We start from the raw sequence: 16,771 nt of genomic DNA on the forward strand, positions 1-16,771 counted from the left end.
CGGAACGGCAGCGCATGGCCGTCCTGATGCACAAGTACGAAGGCATGGATTACAAGCAAATCGGTGACGTGCTCAAATTAAGCGAGTCCGCCACAAAATCTCTACTCTTCCGCGCGTACCAAACGTTGCGGGACAAACTGAAGTCTTTTATTTAGCTCATGGAACGACAAGCGCGCATGACACTGACTCGACGCGCTCAACAACAGCTGGAAAGGATCCACATGACCTGCCACGATTGCCAATCCGCTCTTCCGGAACTTTTGCTTACCCCGGCCGCAACGTCCAACGCTGCCGCCCGCGAGCATATGAAGTCCTGCTCCGCCTGCATTCAGGAGTTCCAGTCCCTGGAGGCCACGTTTGCCCTGCTCGATAGCTGGCAGGCGCCGGAGCCGTCTCTCTACTTCGACCAAAAGCTTGCCGTTCGTCTGCGTGAAGAGCAGGAGCTGCCCGTCGCCGGATGGTTCGAGCGGATACGAAGCCGCCTCCTGTTCAACACCGGCCGCCAGTTCCGTCCTGCTCTAGCCGGCAGCCTTGCCGTTGCCCTTTTGATCGCCGGCGGAACCTTCGCCGATATCTCCGGCTTCCCGCATCCGGCCAAGACACAGATCTCTGCCACCGTGAATGACCTGCAGATTCTCGACAAGAACGATCAGGCTCTACAGACGATGAATCTGCTGCTCCAGGATGACAACTCGAGCAATGACAACTCTCCGGCTCTTCCCAGCAGCTAGCAACAATCGATGTTTATTATGAATGAGATACAGTAGGCGAGTAACGATTTCAGACTAGAATATTGTTTCACCAACCCATCAACGCCGCGGACCTGCATTCCATGTTTCTTTCAGCCAAATTTCGACAGGTGCTCCAGTCAGCGCTCGCTGTTCTGGTGCTCGCGACTGGCTCTGCGGCCTTCGCGAGGCAACCCGGCGGCGGACACCGGGGATTTGGTGGCGACGGGCAGCGACGAGAGATGCGCTCGTTCTCGGGACGTCAGGGGCCGCGAGGGCAGAATCGCGAGCATCTCGAACAGTGGATGAACAGCCACAGCAACATGACTCCGGAACAACAGCAGCGAGCTTTGAACAATGAGCCAGGTTTTCGCCAGTTGCCGCCGCAGACCCAGGAGCATCTGCGCAACCGGCTGAGTCAACTCAACGGTATGCCTCCCGAGCAGCGCCGCCGTTTGATCGAGCGCAACGAAGCCATTGAGCGTCTCACCCTGCCCCAGCGGCAGCAGCTCCGCGGAGCCATGCAACAGCTCGGAGCTCTTCCCATAGACCGCCGCCGCATGGTTGCCCGCGCCTTTCGCGATATGCGAGCGATGCCTCCGTCGCAGCGTCAGTCGCTGCTTAACTCAGAACGCTTCCGCAATCAGTTTTCTCCGCAGGAACGGGGCACGCTGGGTCAGTTGCTCGATGTCGCGCCGTTGCTGCCGACTGAGCCTCCACGATGACCTGCACTCCCCCTACTAGACCGCTAAAGTCTTCTATTGAAAAGACTTAATTTGCAAAGTATTCATTCCAGACACTTTACTTTAAAGTATTGTTGATAATATAGTTAGGAGCAAGATATTCCACTTGATCCAAACCAGGGCCTTTACGTTCTATTGATCCTTTTTAATTGTAACGAATTGACCAGAACTAACCCACAACTGCTATGTACTTTGTTTTGTTGCGGTTAGATGATTTCGGGGCTTGACACGTAATTTTACTGATGTTTTTGGGGTTTCAGAGCGTATTCGCCGGGGATACGGACGTGGTGAACAGGTAGACAGGACTTTCAGCCCTACTCTTTGCGGCGGTCTCCAGACCCCAGACCGGGGGCTTTGTCCTGGCTGGCAGAGACTGCGCAGTTGGCGCTGACCGGAGAAGTTTTGCCCTGCACCATCGCGGCATTTGCCCGATCAGCAAAATGCGCCGCCGCTTCATTTCCTACTTCCTCAAAAAGTTCTGGAGCAGGAAGAGGAGATTGGCGGGACGCTCGGCCAGTCTGCGCATGAAGTAGGGGTACCACTCCGAGCCGAATGGGATGTAGACGCGAACGCCGAATCCGTCGGCGGCCAACTGGCGTTGCAGGTCGCGTCGTATTCCGTAGAGCATCTGGAACTCGAAGGCGCTTTGCGGCAACTTGTTGGAGCGAACGAAGGCCAGCAGCTCCTCGATGATGGTCTCGTCGTGGGTCGCGATTCCGCAAAAGACGCCTTTGCCCTCCTGCGAGAACGTGACCATCCGCTTCATCAGGCTAACGTAGTTGGCATCGACCTCTGCCTTGGCGGCAAAGGCGACGTCCGGCCCCTCCTTATAAGCGCCCTTGCACAGGCGAATGCGAATTCCCTGCCCCAACAGCCGCTCGGTGTCTTCGGCTGTGCGGTAGAGATATGCCTGCAACACGGCGCCCACCCGTCCGGGATACCGTGCTGCGAGCCGCTCGGTGATGGCGATGGTGGCCTCCGTGTAGGCCGACGATTCCATGTCGATGCGGACAAAAGATCCGGCAGCAGCGGCGTGCTCCACGATCTCGCCCACGACGCGTTCGGCCAGCGCCGGATCGAAGTCCATGCCCATCTGGGAGAGCTTGACGCTTACATTGGCGTTGAGTCCACGCTGGTGGACCGCATCGAGGAGCTGATGATAGATGGCGGCTGAGGCGCGGGCCTCGGCCTCGACGGTCACGCTCTCGCCCAGCGAATCGAGGCTGACCGCGATGCCCTCGCCGTTTACGTGCTGGCAGGCGGCGAGCGCGTCGCTGACGGTCATGCCGGCGATGAATCTTCCGGAGAGCCTGCGGCCCATTGTGGAACGCTCGGAGAAGGCCCGCAGCCTCTTGTTTTGAGACAAAGCAATCAGCGCAGATCGCAGCAACGGCGGACCCCCCGGGCAATAAGGGTTATTGTCCCATGCCGCTCGCTTTAGGGAGAAACTGCTTAGGGCCGCGTGCCTATGGTCTTGTTCTTGACTGCGAGTTGCAGCGGCGTCACCGTGGGCGCAGCCGCACCGATGTATTCGAAGATGCTGCTGTTGCCAAAGCCGAAGTTGTAGTCCGATGTCCAGACATTTCCCGAGGCGTCGAGCGCAAGGCCTACCTCGGCCGTTGCCGCGGCCGAGACATAACCTGTCTTGACCGGCGAGATACTCGCTCCAGACGATGACAGGCGGCTGATGGAACCGTCGGTGTTTGCCGTCCAGATGGTATTGTCTCCGTCGACGGCCACCGAGCTAATGCCAGCCGAGGTGGCGAAGCCGGAGCCGCCTGAGAGCAGCGACCCGGTACTGCTGAGTTCACTGACCGAGGCGCGATTGAAGTTTGCTACCCAGGCGTTCCCGTTCCTGTCGATGGCGACCCCCGCAGGCTCGGACATGTTGCCGGTAAAGTTTGCAGGACTAGCCCCGCTGTTGGTGAACTTCGATACGCTGTTGCTCGACCCGTAGTTGGCGACCCAAATGTTCTGCGCGGCGTCGATCGCTACGGCATAAGGATTGTCGAGGTCGCCCGTGGCAACCTGCGCGACCATTCTTCCAGCGGAGTTGAGCTTGGTCACCGAGTTGTTGGAGTTCGCGGTGAAGATGTCTCCCGCCGAGTCGAGGGCCAGTGCAACCGGATTCGACAAGCCTGTAGCGGTGAAGCCCAAGGTGCCTGAAAGCGGCGTCCCGGCTGAGGTATGTTCGCTGACCCCGCCGCCATAATTGGCGCTCCAGATATTTCCGGAGGTGTCCACGGCTACGGCGAAAGGCTCATTCAGGCCACCGCCCATGAAGCCCTTGGCTCCAGAGAGCGGTTCGCCTGTCCGGCTGAATTCGCTCAGCGTTCCCGGATAACCTCCTGAGTTTGGCACCCAGATATTGCCGGAGCCGTCGACGGCCAGAAGCTGCGGCAGATTGAGGCCGCCGCCGGTGTACTCGATGCTGAGCGTCCAGTCGGAGGGCGCGCCTGCGAGTGCAGGCTGAAAGACTTTCGTCGCGGGTTGAAGCGCGGAGAGCTTCGCTACGTTGTTACCGGGGTTGAGCGCGATGTCGAGCAGCGCCGACAGCGTATCCGTAGGAGCCGTGCCCCCTGGAGGCGTCGCCAGCGAAAGCAGTTGCGAGCAGGCTCCATTGCCCTTGGTCATAACGCAGGCTGCCATGATATTGGCCAGCGCGTTGATCGTCGTCTGCGGCACGGTACCGTTTCCGGCAGGGGTCGTCGCACGGGCGGTGCCCTTCGCCGGGTCGATCAGATTGTTCACCGTCGCGAAGGCATTCAACAGACCGCGGACATTCGTGCTGCTGGTGCCTACCGCGGTCGTTCCCTGCTTCATGAACTGCGAAAGCGCATAGACCGAAGCTACCGATGAGACTTCGCTGACATCGGCGACCGCGTCGCTGCCCAGATCGCTGCAATCGCCCAGGGCCGCCATCAGGACGGCGCTGCTGTTATCGCCCGCGCCTGCATCGCCGCCTTTGGCCACGACGTAAACCTGTGCATTTGCCGACGGGCAGGCGGAGCTGCCAGCCATGCTGAATTTTCCATCGGTGTCGGTAGTGACGGATCCGCTCAACAGAGAGACTGCTCCGGTGCCGTAGCCAGAAGTACCTGCTGCGTAGAGATCGACCGAGGCCCCGGAGATGGACTTTGATCCGCTATGCACCAGGCCGGAGAGCACAATGGCTGAACTGCCGCTGCTTGAGCCTGAACCCGTTCCGGAAGTGCTGCCGGAACCGGTGGAAGAGCCTGAACCTGTGCCTGTGCCGGAACCTGTTGCAGCGGTGGAACCCGTGCCAGCCGTTGAGCCAGTTCCAGCGGTCCCGGGAAGTACTCCTCCTGATCCGCAACCTGCCAGAACAAGACTTACAAATGTCACGGCAATCCCGCGAAGGGAGATCTGAAAACGCATACAGCTCCTTGGTCAATACATAGTTATTCAAGGCTCACAACGAGCGAAAAGGAGCGAATCAAGTGGATCGAATACCAAGGTAGCAAGAGAATTCGCGGAGGTCTGTCCCACGATACGGACAGCCCGATACAACCTTCGCGTCACCGGGATGAGGAAGAGCGCGTCGGGCACTACCTGTACTGCCAGTCTACTTGACTGGGAATTGTGCATGTGGTGTGCGGCCGGGAACCGAATCTGCTAGCGGACTTCAGCGCCCACTTTCGTCACATGCTCCACCGGAGCGGTGACCATCGTGCTGGTGTCCTTCATGGCAGCGATGGCCTCGTCGTAGCGGCCAGCAATCGAGTTCGCGCGAATTTTTGCCATATCTTCCAGCATCTTGAGGCCATCTTTGAGATAGCTCATGCGGCTGCGTTCGTCATGGCCCCAGGTGACCGGAACCTCGCGCACGACATACTTCAATTTGCGGGCAATGAAGAGGATCTCGGGATCGAAGCCCCATCGCTCGATGGTCTGCAGGCGGAAGATCGTCTGTGCGGCGGGCCGCCGGAAGGCTTTGAAGCCGCACTGGGTATCTTTGAAGGGCAGCCCCATCACAGCGCGAGTCACCCAGTTGAAACATCGTCCGAAGAACTGGCGATAGAGCGGCTGATGGATCGTCTGTCGCGTCCGGTCCATCCAGCGCGAGCCGATAGCGACATCGGCACCGTCAGCCAGAGCGGCCATCAGGCGCTCCGCCTCTTCCATGGGGGCCGAGAGATCGGCATCCGTGAACATCACGATTTCGCCTGCGGCCTGTAACAGACCATTGCGAACGGAGTATCCCTTGCCCTTGTTGCCGGGATTCTGGATCAGGTGGAGGCGCGGATAGCTCTCCATCCAGCGCTGCACGATCGCCGCGGTATTGTCCTTCGAGCCGTCGTCGACAACCAGAATTTCTGCGTCCCATCCTCGCGTTGCGATACAGGAGGTCACTCGTTCAAGAGCGGCCTCGATGCGCGCTCCCTCGTTATAGGCCGGTATAACAATACTTAGCTGAGGATGCGACATCTGACTACCGAACTTTCAACCGAACCGGGATTACCTGCGCAAAAGTCAATGGGGAGCAATCGAAACTACCGTCGTTCATCATACTGCAATATTTAGACGCGCGGGCAACCTTTTAGGACGCAGATCCTACAAACCCCGAAGGGGTTTTTTAGCCGGCATACGGCAAGCCATGAGTCTTTGCTACACTCCTCACCATGCCGGAAGATTTTGTACCTCAGCCACCGCCTCCTCCCCCTCCCTATACGGCCGCCCAGCCTCAGCCCTATCCCACACCGTTTCAAGGCTATCCTATGCCATATCCTCCTCCGCGGAGACGTTCGCCCTGGTTCTACATCGGCATCATCGCCGGCTCGCTTGCCGCCGTGGTTCTGCTGTTCACCTTCATGGTCTGGATGACGGTGCGCTCGGCGACGGGAACAGCGGGACTCGACCTGGGAGGCGGCAGCCGCATCGCTGTCATCGACATTAACGGCGTCATCCTGTCGCCGGACGATATCGACACCCAGCTTCGCAAGTTCGGCGAGGACTCCTCGGTCAAAGCCATCATCCTGCATATCAACTCTCCCGGCGGCGGGGCTGCAGCCTCGCAGGAGATCTATCACGAGGTACTTCGCGTCCGGAAGGAAGACCACAAGAAGATCATCGCCTCGGTCGAGTCGGTGGGGGCTTCAGGGGCGTATTACATCGCCAGCGGCTGCGACAAGATCTATGCCAATGACGCGTCTGTTGTCGGCTCCATCGGCGTCATCATGGAGTGGACCAACTATGGCGACCTGATGCACTGGGCGAAGCTGAAGAGCGTCGTCATCCACGCCGGAGAGCTGAAAGATGCTGGCGACCCCAGCCGCGACGCCACGCCAAAGGAGCAGGCCTACTTCCAGTCGCTGGTCGACAACATGTACGGGCAGTTCATCCACGACGTCGCCACCGGTCGTCATACCACCGACAACAAGATCAAGCCGCTCGCCACCGGGCAGGTCTGGACCGGCGAACAGGCGCTTCCGCTGGGCCTCATCGACAAAGTGGGAGGATTTCGCAGCGCGCTGATCGACACCGCCCGCGGGGTTGGAATCTCGGGCGAGCCGAATATCGTCCGCTCGCCAAAAAATAAAGGCGGGCTGCTGGCTTTGCTCACCGGGGACGCCAATGACCTGTTTTCCAACCCTGGGCAACTGCTGAACCACTCCCCTGGCTTCTACTTTATGTGGAAGTAACAGACTGCCCTGCCGCCTTTGCAGGAGGTCCCTTGCGGAATACTGGAAGGCTCCGAGAAGAAAATCGGGGCTTTTTCGGACTTCCACGTGACGAATGGGGTGGTTTGCGCATCTCAATTCTTTCAGACTGCGTCAGCGATTTTTGGGTGAGATTTAGGGAGCGAATTGCCTCCATCCCGTCTACAATCAACGACAATGAGTATTTGCATCCTACTCAATTCGAGAAATCAGCATCACAACTTATGGCCCTCCCAAGTACGAAAGGAACCCGCTCATGACCAAAGCAGACCTCGTAGACAAAGTGACCGCCCTGGGCGACCTCACCCGCCGCGACGGAGAGGTCATCGTTGATACCCTCTTCGAGGCCGTCATCGGCGCTCTCAAGTCAGGCGACAAGATCGAGATTCGTGGCTTTGGCAGCTTTCGCACCCGCCAGCGCAATGCGCGCACCGGACGTAATCCAAAGACCGGAGAGAAGGTAGAGGTGCCGGCAAAGCGCGTCCCCTTCTTCAAGCCGTCCAAAGAGCTGCGCGACTCGGTCAACCCGTCCGGAAACAAAGGCCTCAACTCTACCCAGCCAGACACCAAACATATCGATCCTCACCATCCCCCTGCCATGTAGCTCAGGGCCGGTTCGCGAATCCAAATCGTCGTCTCCCCATCCGGCTCAAGGCGGCTGTCTCGGCTTTGACACCGGTCCTTCAGCTACTTCATCGTGGCGTGGGCTCACACGCTCACCCCTCGCGTATTCCGCTGGTAGCATAGCCTGTATGCAGCGCTTTTTTAGTTCTGGAATCGTTTTCGTCCTGTGCGCGGTTGCCGCGCTTCCACTCGCGGCCCAGACGGGTCCGGACTCTACCTCGGGGTTCGACAACCTGGCGAAGCAGTCCCCTACGCTTATCAGCCCGCTCGTCCAGCCGACCCTCTCCCCGGGCGTCATTCTGCTGCTGGAACTGGACGGAAAATTCGGAAAATCAGTTGCAGAGGGCGGCGGTAAGGCATTCGCCAGCTGGTTCGCCGATGATGCTGTGACTCTTAACAATGGCAAGCCTGCCGTCATGGGCCGCGCCGCCATTGCGGCACAGGCTCAATGGGACCCCAAGACCTATCAACTCAGCTGGACTCCGCAAGGTGCCCAAATGGGCCCGTCAAACGACATGGGCTTCACCTGGGGACACTACGAGGGCCGCTCCAAGGATAAGAATGGCCAGCCCGTGGTCATCTCCGGACGGTACTTTACGGTGTGGAAAAAGGTCACCGATGGAAGCTGGAAGGTCGCAATGGATGCGAGCTCCGACGAGCCCGCGGGCGCGGGGGAATGCTGTACGCTGCCCAAGCCGTAACGGCTTCGCTACCCCAAAAGTAGCAGTGTCAGCACTTATGCCATCCCCTACCATCGAGAGGCTAGATGAATGCTCTCCATGTCAAAGACGAAGTCCTGCGAATCGAGGCCCTCAATCAATATGAGGTGCTCAACTCTGCGCCGGACCCAATTCTCGATGACATTACCCGGCTGACCGCGCAGGTGTGCAACGCGCCTGTCGCGGCAGTCTCACTCATCGGCAATGACCGCATCTGGCTGAAGTCGCGCTTCGGGGCGAAGGCACCGGATGTAGCGTTGGGCAGCCTGCCCTGCGAGACGACCATTCTCGGCGATACCCTTTATGAGATTCGCGATGCGCGTGCCGATCCTAACTACACGCCCGATGGCATCCTTCTCGAAGGCCGCCACTATCGCTTCTATGCGGGAGTTCCCCTGATTACGCCGGGCGGCGTCAATCTCGGGGCGCTGTTCGTCCTTGACTTCCCTGTCCGCACGCTCACCCCGGAGCAATCGTCGGCGCTGGCCATTCTCGCGCGACAGGTCATCACCCGGCTTGAGCTCAGCAGCCGGATTCGCCAGATCGACCGCGCGGCGCGCTACCGCCAACGCGTCGAATCGGCCCTGACGGTCGAGCGCAACTTCGTCTCGGCAGTGCTTGATACTGTCGGTGCGCTGGTCGCGGTCTTCGATCCCGCGGGCCGCATCGTCCGCTTCAACCGCGCCTGCGAGACCGCCTCGGGCTATGACTTCACCACGCTGGTCGGGCGCTATCCCTGGGACAAACTGATTCCCCGCCAGGAGATTCCCGAAGCGATTGAAGACTTCGAGCGGCTGCGGTCCGGCGATCTCCCCGCCGCCTATGAGAACCAATGGCTGCATCGCGATGGCAGCCTTCGTCGCATTGCATGGACGGCCACCGCTCTGCGCGACGCACAGGGCCAGATCACCTTCATCATTGCCACGGGCATCGATGTCACCACGCAGCGCGCGGCCGAAGCGACGCTGCGCGAGAGTGAATCCCGTTATCGCCTGCTCATCGAAGGCTCTCTCGGCATGGTCTGTACGCACGACCTGCGCGGTATGCTGCTCTCCGTCAACTCCCATGGCGCACAGACCATCGGGCGAACTGTAGCTGAGATGATCGGCCATTCCCTTGAAGAGTTCATCGTTCTCGACCGCAAGCCCCTGCTCAAGGATTATCTCGAACTGATCGCCCAGAGCGGCGAGGCCCAGGGGTTTCTGCATCTCGCCCATACCGATGGCGAAACCCGCGTCGTGGCCTATCGCAACAAGCTCATCCTTTCGCCGGGCCGCGCGCCCTACGTCCTGGGCTTCGGCGTGGATATCAGCGAGCAGATCAGAGCCGAAGGCCGCCTCCGCACCCTCACGAATCAATCCGATTCCATTCTCGAGTCGGTGGGCGACGGCATCTACGGTCTCGACCTCGAAGGCAGGGTGACGATCGTCAATCCCGCAGCCGCCCAAATGCTGGGCTACCGGCAAAGCGAGATTCTGGGTCGCAGGATGCACGAGCTGATTCATCACACCCGCGTCGACGGCACGTCCTATCCCAGCGAAGAATCGCCTATCCGCAAGAGTCTCTCCCTCTTCGATACGGTGCGCGTCTCCGACGAGGTCTTCTGGCGCAAGGACGGCACCTGCTTCCCTGTCGACTATGTCGCCCGCCCCCAGCTCGATTCGCAGATGCTTGACCGCGGCAAGGTAAAGGCCATCGGCGTCGTCGTCGCCTTTACCGATACCACGGAGCGTCATGCCCTGAACCGCATGAAAGACGAGTTCATCTCCACCGTCTCTCACGAGCTGCGAACACCGCTCACCTCCATTCGCGGAGCTCTGGGACTGCTGCATGCGGATGTACTCTCCGAGCGTCCGGAAAAAGCGCAACAGATGCTCGACATCGCCATCAACAACTCAGACCGCCTCATCCGGCTGGTTAACGACATCCTCGATCTGGAACGCATCGGCAGCGGTAAAGACGAGTTGCAACGCGTGATGTGCGATATCGAGGAATTGATGCGGCGTGCGGCCAGCATTCAACAGGCGGAGATTCCGAAGCCGGAGGTTGACATTTCGTTCGACGCAAGTGGCGTCAGCGTCTGGGCCGATCCCGACCGCATCCTTCAAGCCTTCAATAACCTCATCTCGAATGCCATCAAATTCTCCTATCCCGGCGGCGCGATCCACCTGACCGCGCGCAACCTCGACGAGAATGAAGCCATCATCGAGATCAGCGATCAGGGCCGCGGTGTTCCCGCCGACAAGCTGGAGACCATCTTCGAGCGCTTCCATCAGGTAGACGCGTCGGACTCGCGCGCGCTGGGAGGCACGGGCCTCGGGCTGGCGATCTGTCGTAGCATCGTGACTCAGCATGGAGGCGGCATCTGGGCCACCAGTAATGCCGTCAGAGGCACAACCTTTCACTTCACCCTGCCTACTCAGCCAGCAAACAATCTTCTCTAAGCGGTAAGGAGAGAGATCTCACTCTTCCTCTTCACGCAGCTTCGCAATCACGGCGAAGTCTTCGAGCGTGGTCGTATCGCCTTTCACCTCACCGGTCGTCGCCAGTTCACGCAACAGCCGCCGCATGATCTTGCCGCTCCGCGTCTTGGGCAGCGAATCCGTAAACCGCAGATCTTCGGGCCGAGCCAGCGCGCCGATCTCTTGGGCGACCCACTGGCGCAGCTCCTGCCTCAGCTCTTCGCTGGCTTCGTAGCCGGACTCGAGCGTGACGAACGCAGCAATGGCCTGCCCCTTCATCTCATGGGGACGGCCCACCACCGCGGCCTCAGCCACCTTGGGGTGCGCCACCAAAGCCGATTCCACCTCCATCGTTCCCAGCCGGTGTCCGCTGACATTGATGACATCATCCACGCGCCCCATCAACCAGAAGTAGCCATCGGCATCGCGCCGCGCACCGTCGCCGGTGAAGTAGCTTCCGGGAATCTCGCTCCAGTATGCCTCTTCGTAACGCTTCGGATCGCCATAGATGGTGCGTGCCATCGAAGGCCATGGCTTGCGAATCACCAGAAGGCCGCCTTGTCCGTCGGGAACCGGCTCGCCCTCTTTTGTAACCACTTCAGGAACAATCCCAAAGAACGGCCTCGTCGCCGAACCCGGCTTCGCAGGTACAGCACCCGGAATCGGTGCGATCATGATCGCACCTGTCTCCGTCTGCCACCATGTATCGACAATTGGGCAACGTTCCTTGCCAATCTCGCGGTGATACCACATCCACGACTCGGGATTGATCGGCTCGCCCACCGTTCCCAGCAGCCGCAGCGAATCGAGCGAGTGCTTCTCGACCCACTCATTTCCCCATTTCGTAAATGCGCGAATTGCTGTCGGCGCAGTATAGAAGACTGTTACCTTATGGTCGTCGATGATCTTCCAGAAGCGGTCGTTCTCCGGCCAGTTCGGCGCGCCCTCATACATCATCACCGTCGCGCCACACTGCAATGGACCATAGACCACATAGCTATGTCCTGTTACCCAACCAATGTCTGCTGTGCACCAGTAGACGTCTTCCTCACGCAGATCGAAGACGTACTTGCTGGTGAGGTATGTCTGAACCGAGTAGCCGCCGGTCGTATGCACGAGTCCCTTGGGCTTGCCCGTCGTTCCTGAGGTGTACAGCAGATACAGTGGGTCTTCGGCGTCCATCCACTCCGGCGCGCACTCCTTCCCGGTCTGCAGCATAGCCTCATCCCACCAGATATCGCGGCCTTCCTTCATCTTGATCTCGGAGCCCGAACGCCGATACACCACAACGTTCTTCACGGAAGGGCAATTCTCCAGCGCCTCGTCGACAATCGCCTTCAGCTTCACTTCGCCCCCACGGCGATAACTCGCGTCCTGCGTCACTACGGCGACGCATTGCGAGTCATTCACGCGGTCCACAATGGCGTGAGCGGCAAATCCGCCGAAGATCACCGAATGAATCGCGCCGATGCGCGCGCATCCCAGCAGCGCAATCGCAAGCTCCGGACACATGCCCATGTAGATGGCAACGCGGTCGCCGCGCTTGACGCCCAGCCCCTTCAGCACATTCGCAAAACGCTGCACCTGCTCGTGCAGATCGCCATAGGTCAGCCGCCGCACCTCGCCGGGCTCGCCCTCCCAAAGCAGCGCAATCTTGTCCTTGCGTGCTCCCAGGGCGTGGCGGTCAACGCAGTTGTGCGAGAGGTTGAGCTTGCCCCCGACAAACCACTTCGCATCCTTGCCTTCACCGTCGAGGACCTTGTTCCACGGAGCGAACCACTCCAGCTCTGCTGCGGCCTCTGCCCAGAACTCCTCCGGCTGTTCGACGCTGCGGCGATACATCGCCTCATACTGCTCCAGACTCTTTACATGGGCCTTGGCCGCAAACTCCGCGTGCGGCGCAAATACCCGGTTTTCTCTCAAGCTCGAATCCAGATTCGTATGTTCAACAGACGATGCCACGCAAAAACCTCCATGTTCCCTATCGAAAAAAGGTATAGCATCCATCGCACCCTCGGCAAACCGGTACGCGGTAGACTTCACATCATGCCCTTTTACTGGACAGCCTCAATCGGTTTTTTCTTGGGCTTTGCCTTCGGAGTAGGCTGTGCGCTGGCGGTCATGTATTCCATCTACATGGGCGGTTATCGTGCCGCGCTACGCGACTCGCAGCTCGATGCCCCGCCAGAACGCTACAGCAAAGCCATGGAAAAGCTGTCACCCCATCAAAACAAAAAGGGCTGACAGCACTCTCATCTCTCCCGCATTATTTGGCATTATTTGCCTGAGGGCTCCAAGCCGCGGTCTTTCAACATCGGCTCGACGTTCGGCTGCTTGCCCAGCCAGGTCGCATACATCTTTGCAAGGTCCTCAGTATTGCCCCGCGAAAGAATCATGCGGCGGAAGCGGTCGCCGTTGGCCCGCGTCAGGCCGCCGTTCTCCTCGAACCACTGGTACGCATCATCGTCCAACATCTCGGTCCAGAGATAGGCGTAGTAGCCAGCCGCATAGCCATTGCCCCAGATGTGCATGAAGTAGCTGGAACGATAGCGCGGCGGCACGTAACTGATGTCGAGATGCGTCTTCTGCAACGCCTCTTTTTCAAACGTATCGGGGTTTTGCAGAGGCGCATCGGCAGGCAGCGTGTGCCACTGCATGTCGAGCTCTGCCGCGGCCAGCAACTCCGTCAACTCATATCCCTGATTGAAGGTTGCTGCCTTCTTAATCTTCGCGGCCAGCTCGTCCGGCATCGGCTCACCGGTCTTGTAGCTCTTCGCGTAGTGCTTGAACACTGCTGGATAGCTCGCCCAGTGCTCATTGAACTGTGACGGAAATTCGACAAAGTCACGCGCCACCGAAGTTCCCGAGAGGCTCGGATACTCGGTATCGGCAAACATGCCATGCAGCCCATGGCCAAACTCATGGAACATCGTGGTCACATCGGAAAAGCTGATCAGCGCTGGCTCGCCCGCTGCAGGCTTTTGGAAGTTGGCGACGTTATAGACCACCGGCAGCGTGCCCAGCAGCTTGGACTGGCCCATGAAGACATCCATCCACGCGCCGCCGTTCTTGTTGTCGCGCTTGAAGTAGTCGCAATAGAACAGCGCCAGCGGCTTGCCGTCGGCATCGAAGACCTCGAAGACGCGCACGTCCGGGTTGTAGACCGGAATGTCCTTCCGCTCTTTGAACGTCAGCCCATAGAGCTGGTGGGCGGCATAGAACACACCGTTCTGCAGCACATTATTCAACTCGAAGTACGGCTTGACCTGCGCTTCATCGAGATCGTACCGGGCCTTGCGCACCTGCTCGGAATAGAACTCCCAGTCCCACGGCTCGAGCGTGAAGCCGCCCTTCTGCGCATCGATGACAGCCTGAATGTCCTTTGCCTCGGTGGCAACCTTCGCCGTTGTCGCCGGGACCAGAGCATTCATAAACTTCAGCGCGGCCTCGGGTGTTTTGGCCATCTGATTCTCCAGCGTCCACGCCGCAAAGTTCGGATAGCCCAGCAGCTTCGCCTTCTCGGCACGAACCTGCGCCAGCCGCGCGATGGTGGAGCGCGTGTCATCGGCATTGCCGCGTTCCGCTCGCGTCCACGAGTCCTCGAACAGAGCCTTGCGCGTATCGCGATTACTCAACGAAACCAGATCCGGCTGCTGCGTCGTGTTCTGTAGCGGAAGCACCCAGCCCTGCTTACCGCGCTCCTTCGCCGCCTCGGCCGCTGCGGCAATCTGCGCATCGCTCATTCCCGCCAGCGCTGCCTTGTCTGTCGTTACGTAAGCGGCATCCTTAGTGGCAGCCAGCAGCTTGGTGATAAATGCATTCGAGAGCGTCGACTCCTCTTCGTTCAACTTCTTGAGCTTCGCCTTATCGTCATCGGAGAGGTTCGCGCCGGAGTGAACAAACTTCTTGTAATAGAAATCCACCAGCTTCAGCGACTCGGGATCGAGCTTAAGCGATTCGCGCTCTTTATAGATCGTCTCGACGCGGTGAAACAGCTTCGAGTCCAGATAGATGGCATCGTCATGCGCAGCCAGCTTCGGGGCCTCTATGTCCTGCACCTTTTGCAGCTCGGGGTCGATGTTTGCGCCGGTGACGCCGTTGAACACCATCATCACGCGGTCGAACAACTGGCCCGTCTTCTCCATCGCCACCAGCGTGTTCTCGAAGGTCGGCGAGGCGGGATTATCGGCAATCGCCTGCATCTCGACGAGCTGCTGCGCCATGCCAGCTTCAATCGCAGACTGGTAGTCGCTGTCCTTGATCTTGTCGAAGGGCGGCGCCTGAAACGGCAGCGTGCTCGCCGCATAGAACGGATTCGACGGGCCGAACTCTGCGCCAGCAGCATAGGCTGGCACGACACTGGAACTCAAAGCAATGGCGCTAGCGGCAGTCAGAAGACATATCCTCGACATCATGAAGTTGTTCTTGCGCGGACGAATTGTGTTCATAGCTGGTCATGTCCCTCACACGCTCGATTGTAGAGGAATCCCTGGAGTTCAATGGATGGGCTCCCTTGCCTACCCGCGCCTTCGTCACGACCCCCAGCGATAAACCCTCTTCGCCTATCGTTCTCGCGTGCTTGCTGTGGCCTACGCGCTGCGAGTGATAGATTCCGGCGTGACCTGAGAACAGGTAGCTCACCACGCAGGCTATTGCTGCATACGCTCCAGCCTCGGCACCGAACAGTTCCACTGCCATCAGCGATGAGGCAATCGGAGTATTTGCTGCTCCCGCGAAGACCGCGACAAATCCCATGCCAGCCAGCAACGATGGCGGCAGCGGCAGCAGCCACGCCAGAGCATTGCCAAGCGTGGCTCCTATATAGAACAAGGGGGTGACCTCGCCACCTTTGAATCCAAAGCCAAGCGTCACCGCTGTAAATAGAAACTTGGCGGCAAAGTCGTACGGTGGCAGGTGAGTCGCGAACGCCGCGACAATCGTCGGTATCCCCAGGCCGATGTACTTCGTGGTGCCGATAGCGAAGACCGCCACCGCAACGATGACGCCGCCGGTAAATGGCCGCAACGGTGCCCACGCAATATTATTCTTGCCCCAGTGCCCGATGGCGTGCGTCGTCTTCGCAAAGGCCATCCCAACCAGGCCAAACGCCGCGCCCGCGGCGATGGCGGAGAGGAAGCCGGTAAAGGTGAGCTTCGGCACCGAAGTTACGCGATAGATCGTATGGTGAATGCCCCAGGCGCGGGTGATGAAATCGCCGACAAACGCGCCCACAAAACAGGGAAAGATACCGTCATAGCCGATACGGCCAATCGCCAGCACCTCAAGCCCAAAGATCGCGCCCGACAACGGAGTTCCAAAGACGGAGCCAAAACCGCCGCTGATGCCTGCCATTAGCAGAATGCGCCTGTCTCTGGCATTAAGTCCCAGAGGTCGGGTCAGTTGATCGGCTAGAGAAGCGCCGGTCTGAATTGCGGTTCCCTCACGCCCGGCCGAACCGCCGAAGAGGTGCGTGACTGCGGTTCCCAGCAGGATCAGCGGAGTCATCCGCAGCGGCAGGACTGCCTTGGGGTCATGGATCTCGTCGAGGATGAGGTTGTTCCCTGCCTCAACCGAAGTGCCAAGATATTTGTAGAGGCAGCCGACGAATAAGCCGGCCAGCGGCAGCAGCGCAATGATCCACTTGTGGCTTTCACGTACCGCTGTCGCCCACTCCAGCGAAGCCAAAAGCAACGCCGACGCCGAGCCAGCCAGAACTCCGGCAACGGAAGCAATCGCCAGCCAGCGAAGCAAATCGACGAGGATATGCCCTTGCTCGCTTCCAGACCACACCACGTTATTTTTCTGCAAAGGGCC

The 16,771-nt window shown here is 59.3% G+C and carries 14 protein-coding genes; 8 read left to right on the top strand and 6 right to left on the bottom strand.

Annotated features, from left to right (window positions below; genetic code table 11):
- Positions 1 to 14 precede the first annotated feature (14 nt).
- From VMU57_RS15060 to VMU57_RS15070, 3 genes are all read left to right on the top strand, one after another.
- Positions 15 to 155, top strand: a complete 141-nt coding sequence (locus VMU57_RS15060; protein ID WP_325384918.1) for an RNA polymerase sigma factor — start codon at positions 15 to 17, stop codon at positions 153 to 155.
- Between the two features lie 66 nt (positions 156 to 221).
- Positions 222 to 731: a hypothetical protein gene (locus VMU57_RS15065; protein WP_325384846.1), complete on the top strand. Its 510-nt coding sequence runs from the start codon at positions 222 to 224 to the stop codon at positions 729 to 731.
- 101 nt (positions 732 to 832) lie between these two features.
- Positions 833 to 1,453, top strand: coding sequence for a DUF3106 domain-containing protein (locus VMU57_RS15070; protein ID WP_325384848.1), 621 nt, complete (start codon positions 833 to 835; stop codon positions 1,451 to 1,453).
- A gap of 478 nt (positions 1,454 to 1,931) precedes the next feature.
- On the opposite strand, the gene VMU57_RS15075 is transcribed toward VMU57_RS15070, so the two are convergent.
- From VMU57_RS15075 to VMU57_RS15085, 3 genes are all read right to left on the bottom strand, one after another.
- Entirely contained in the window at positions 1,932 to 2,792 is an 861-nt protein-coding gene (locus VMU57_RS15075) for a proline dehydrogenase family protein (protein ID WP_325384850.1), read from the bottom strand.
- Positions 2,793 to 2,923: 131 nt separating this feature from the next.
- Entirely contained in the window at positions 2,924 to 4,870 is a 1,947-nt protein-coding gene (locus VMU57_RS15080) for an NHL repeat-containing protein (protein ID WP_325384852.1), read from the bottom strand.
- A 237-nt stretch (positions 4,871 to 5,107) separates the two neighbouring features.
- The gene (locus tag VMU57_RS15085; protein ID WP_325384854.1) at positions 5,108 to 5,920 is read right to left on the bottom strand and encodes a dolichyl-phosphate beta-glucosyltransferase; all 813 of its coding nucleotides are present in this window, start codon (positions 5,918 to 5,920) and stop codon (positions 5,108 to 5,110) included.
- Positions 5,921 to 6,210: 290 nt separating this feature from the next.
- Here VMU57_RS15085 and sppA point away from each other — a divergent pair, with 290 nt between their 5' ends.
- The 4 genes from sppA to VMU57_RS15105 all read left to right on the top strand — a co-directional run bounded on the left by sppA (position 6,211) and on the right by VMU57_RS15105 (position 10,939).
- On the top strand, positions 6,211 to 7,134 hold the full coding sequence (gene sppA / locus VMU57_RS15090) for a signal peptide peptidase SppA (RefSeq protein WP_325384856.1): 924 nt from the start codon (positions 6,211 to 6,213) through the stop codon (positions 7,132 to 7,134).
- Between the two features lie 274 nt (positions 7,135 to 7,408).
- Positions 7,409 to 7,756, top strand: coding sequence for an HU family DNA-binding protein (locus VMU57_RS15095; protein WP_325384858.1), 348 nt, complete (start codon positions 7,409 to 7,411; stop codon positions 7,754 to 7,756).
- Between the two features lie 148 nt (positions 7,757 to 7,904).
- Complete coding sequence (locus tag VMU57_RS15100; protein WP_325384860.1) at positions 7,905 to 8,477, top strand: nuclear transport factor 2 family protein; 573 nt, start codon at positions 7,905 to 7,907, stop codon at positions 8,475 to 8,477.
- Positions 8,478 to 8,542: 65 nt separating this feature from the next.
- Positions 8,543 to 10,939, top strand: a complete 2,397-nt coding sequence (locus VMU57_RS15105) for a PAS domain S-box protein (protein WP_325384862.1) — start codon at positions 8,543 to 8,545, stop codon at positions 10,937 to 10,939.
- An 18-nt stretch (positions 10,940 to 10,957) separates the two neighbouring features.
- Here the strand turns inward: VMU57_RS15105 and acs are convergent, their stop codons facing one another.
- Complete coding sequence (gene acs / locus VMU57_RS15110; RefSeq protein WP_325384864.1) at positions 10,958 to 12,919, bottom strand: acetate--CoA ligase; 1,962 nt, start codon at positions 12,917 to 12,919, stop codon at positions 10,958 to 10,960.
- 12 nt (positions 12,920 to 12,931) lie between these two features.
- Here acs and VMU57_RS15115 point away from each other — a divergent pair, with 12 nt between their 5' ends.
- Positions 12,932 to 13,201, top strand: coding sequence for a hypothetical protein (locus tag VMU57_RS15115; RefSeq protein WP_325384866.1), 270 nt, complete (start codon positions 12,932 to 12,934; stop codon positions 13,199 to 13,201).
- A gap of 32 nt (positions 13,202 to 13,233) precedes the next feature.
- On the opposite strand, the gene dcp is transcribed toward VMU57_RS15115, so the two are convergent.
- Both dcp and VMU57_RS15125 read right to left on the bottom strand, forming a co-directional pair.
- A complete protein-coding gene (gene dcp / locus VMU57_RS15120) occupies positions 13,234 to 15,405 on the bottom strand; it encodes a peptidyl-dipeptidase Dcp (RefSeq protein WP_325384868.1) in 2,172 nt (723 codons plus the stop codon).
- Positions 15,338 to 16,765, bottom strand: a complete 1,428-nt coding sequence (locus tag VMU57_RS15125; protein WP_325384870.1) for a voltage-gated chloride channel family protein — start codon at positions 16,763 to 16,765, stop codon at positions 15,338 to 15,340. Before VMU57_RS15125 ends, dcp begins: the two co-directional genes overlap by 68 nt.
- Between the last annotated feature and the right edge of the window lie 6 nt (positions 16,766 to 16,771).

This window comes from Edaphobacter sp., from assembly GCF_035532915.1.
Classification (GTDB): domain Bacteria; phylum Acidobacteriota; class Terriglobia; order Terriglobales; family Acidobacteriaceae; genus Edaphobacter.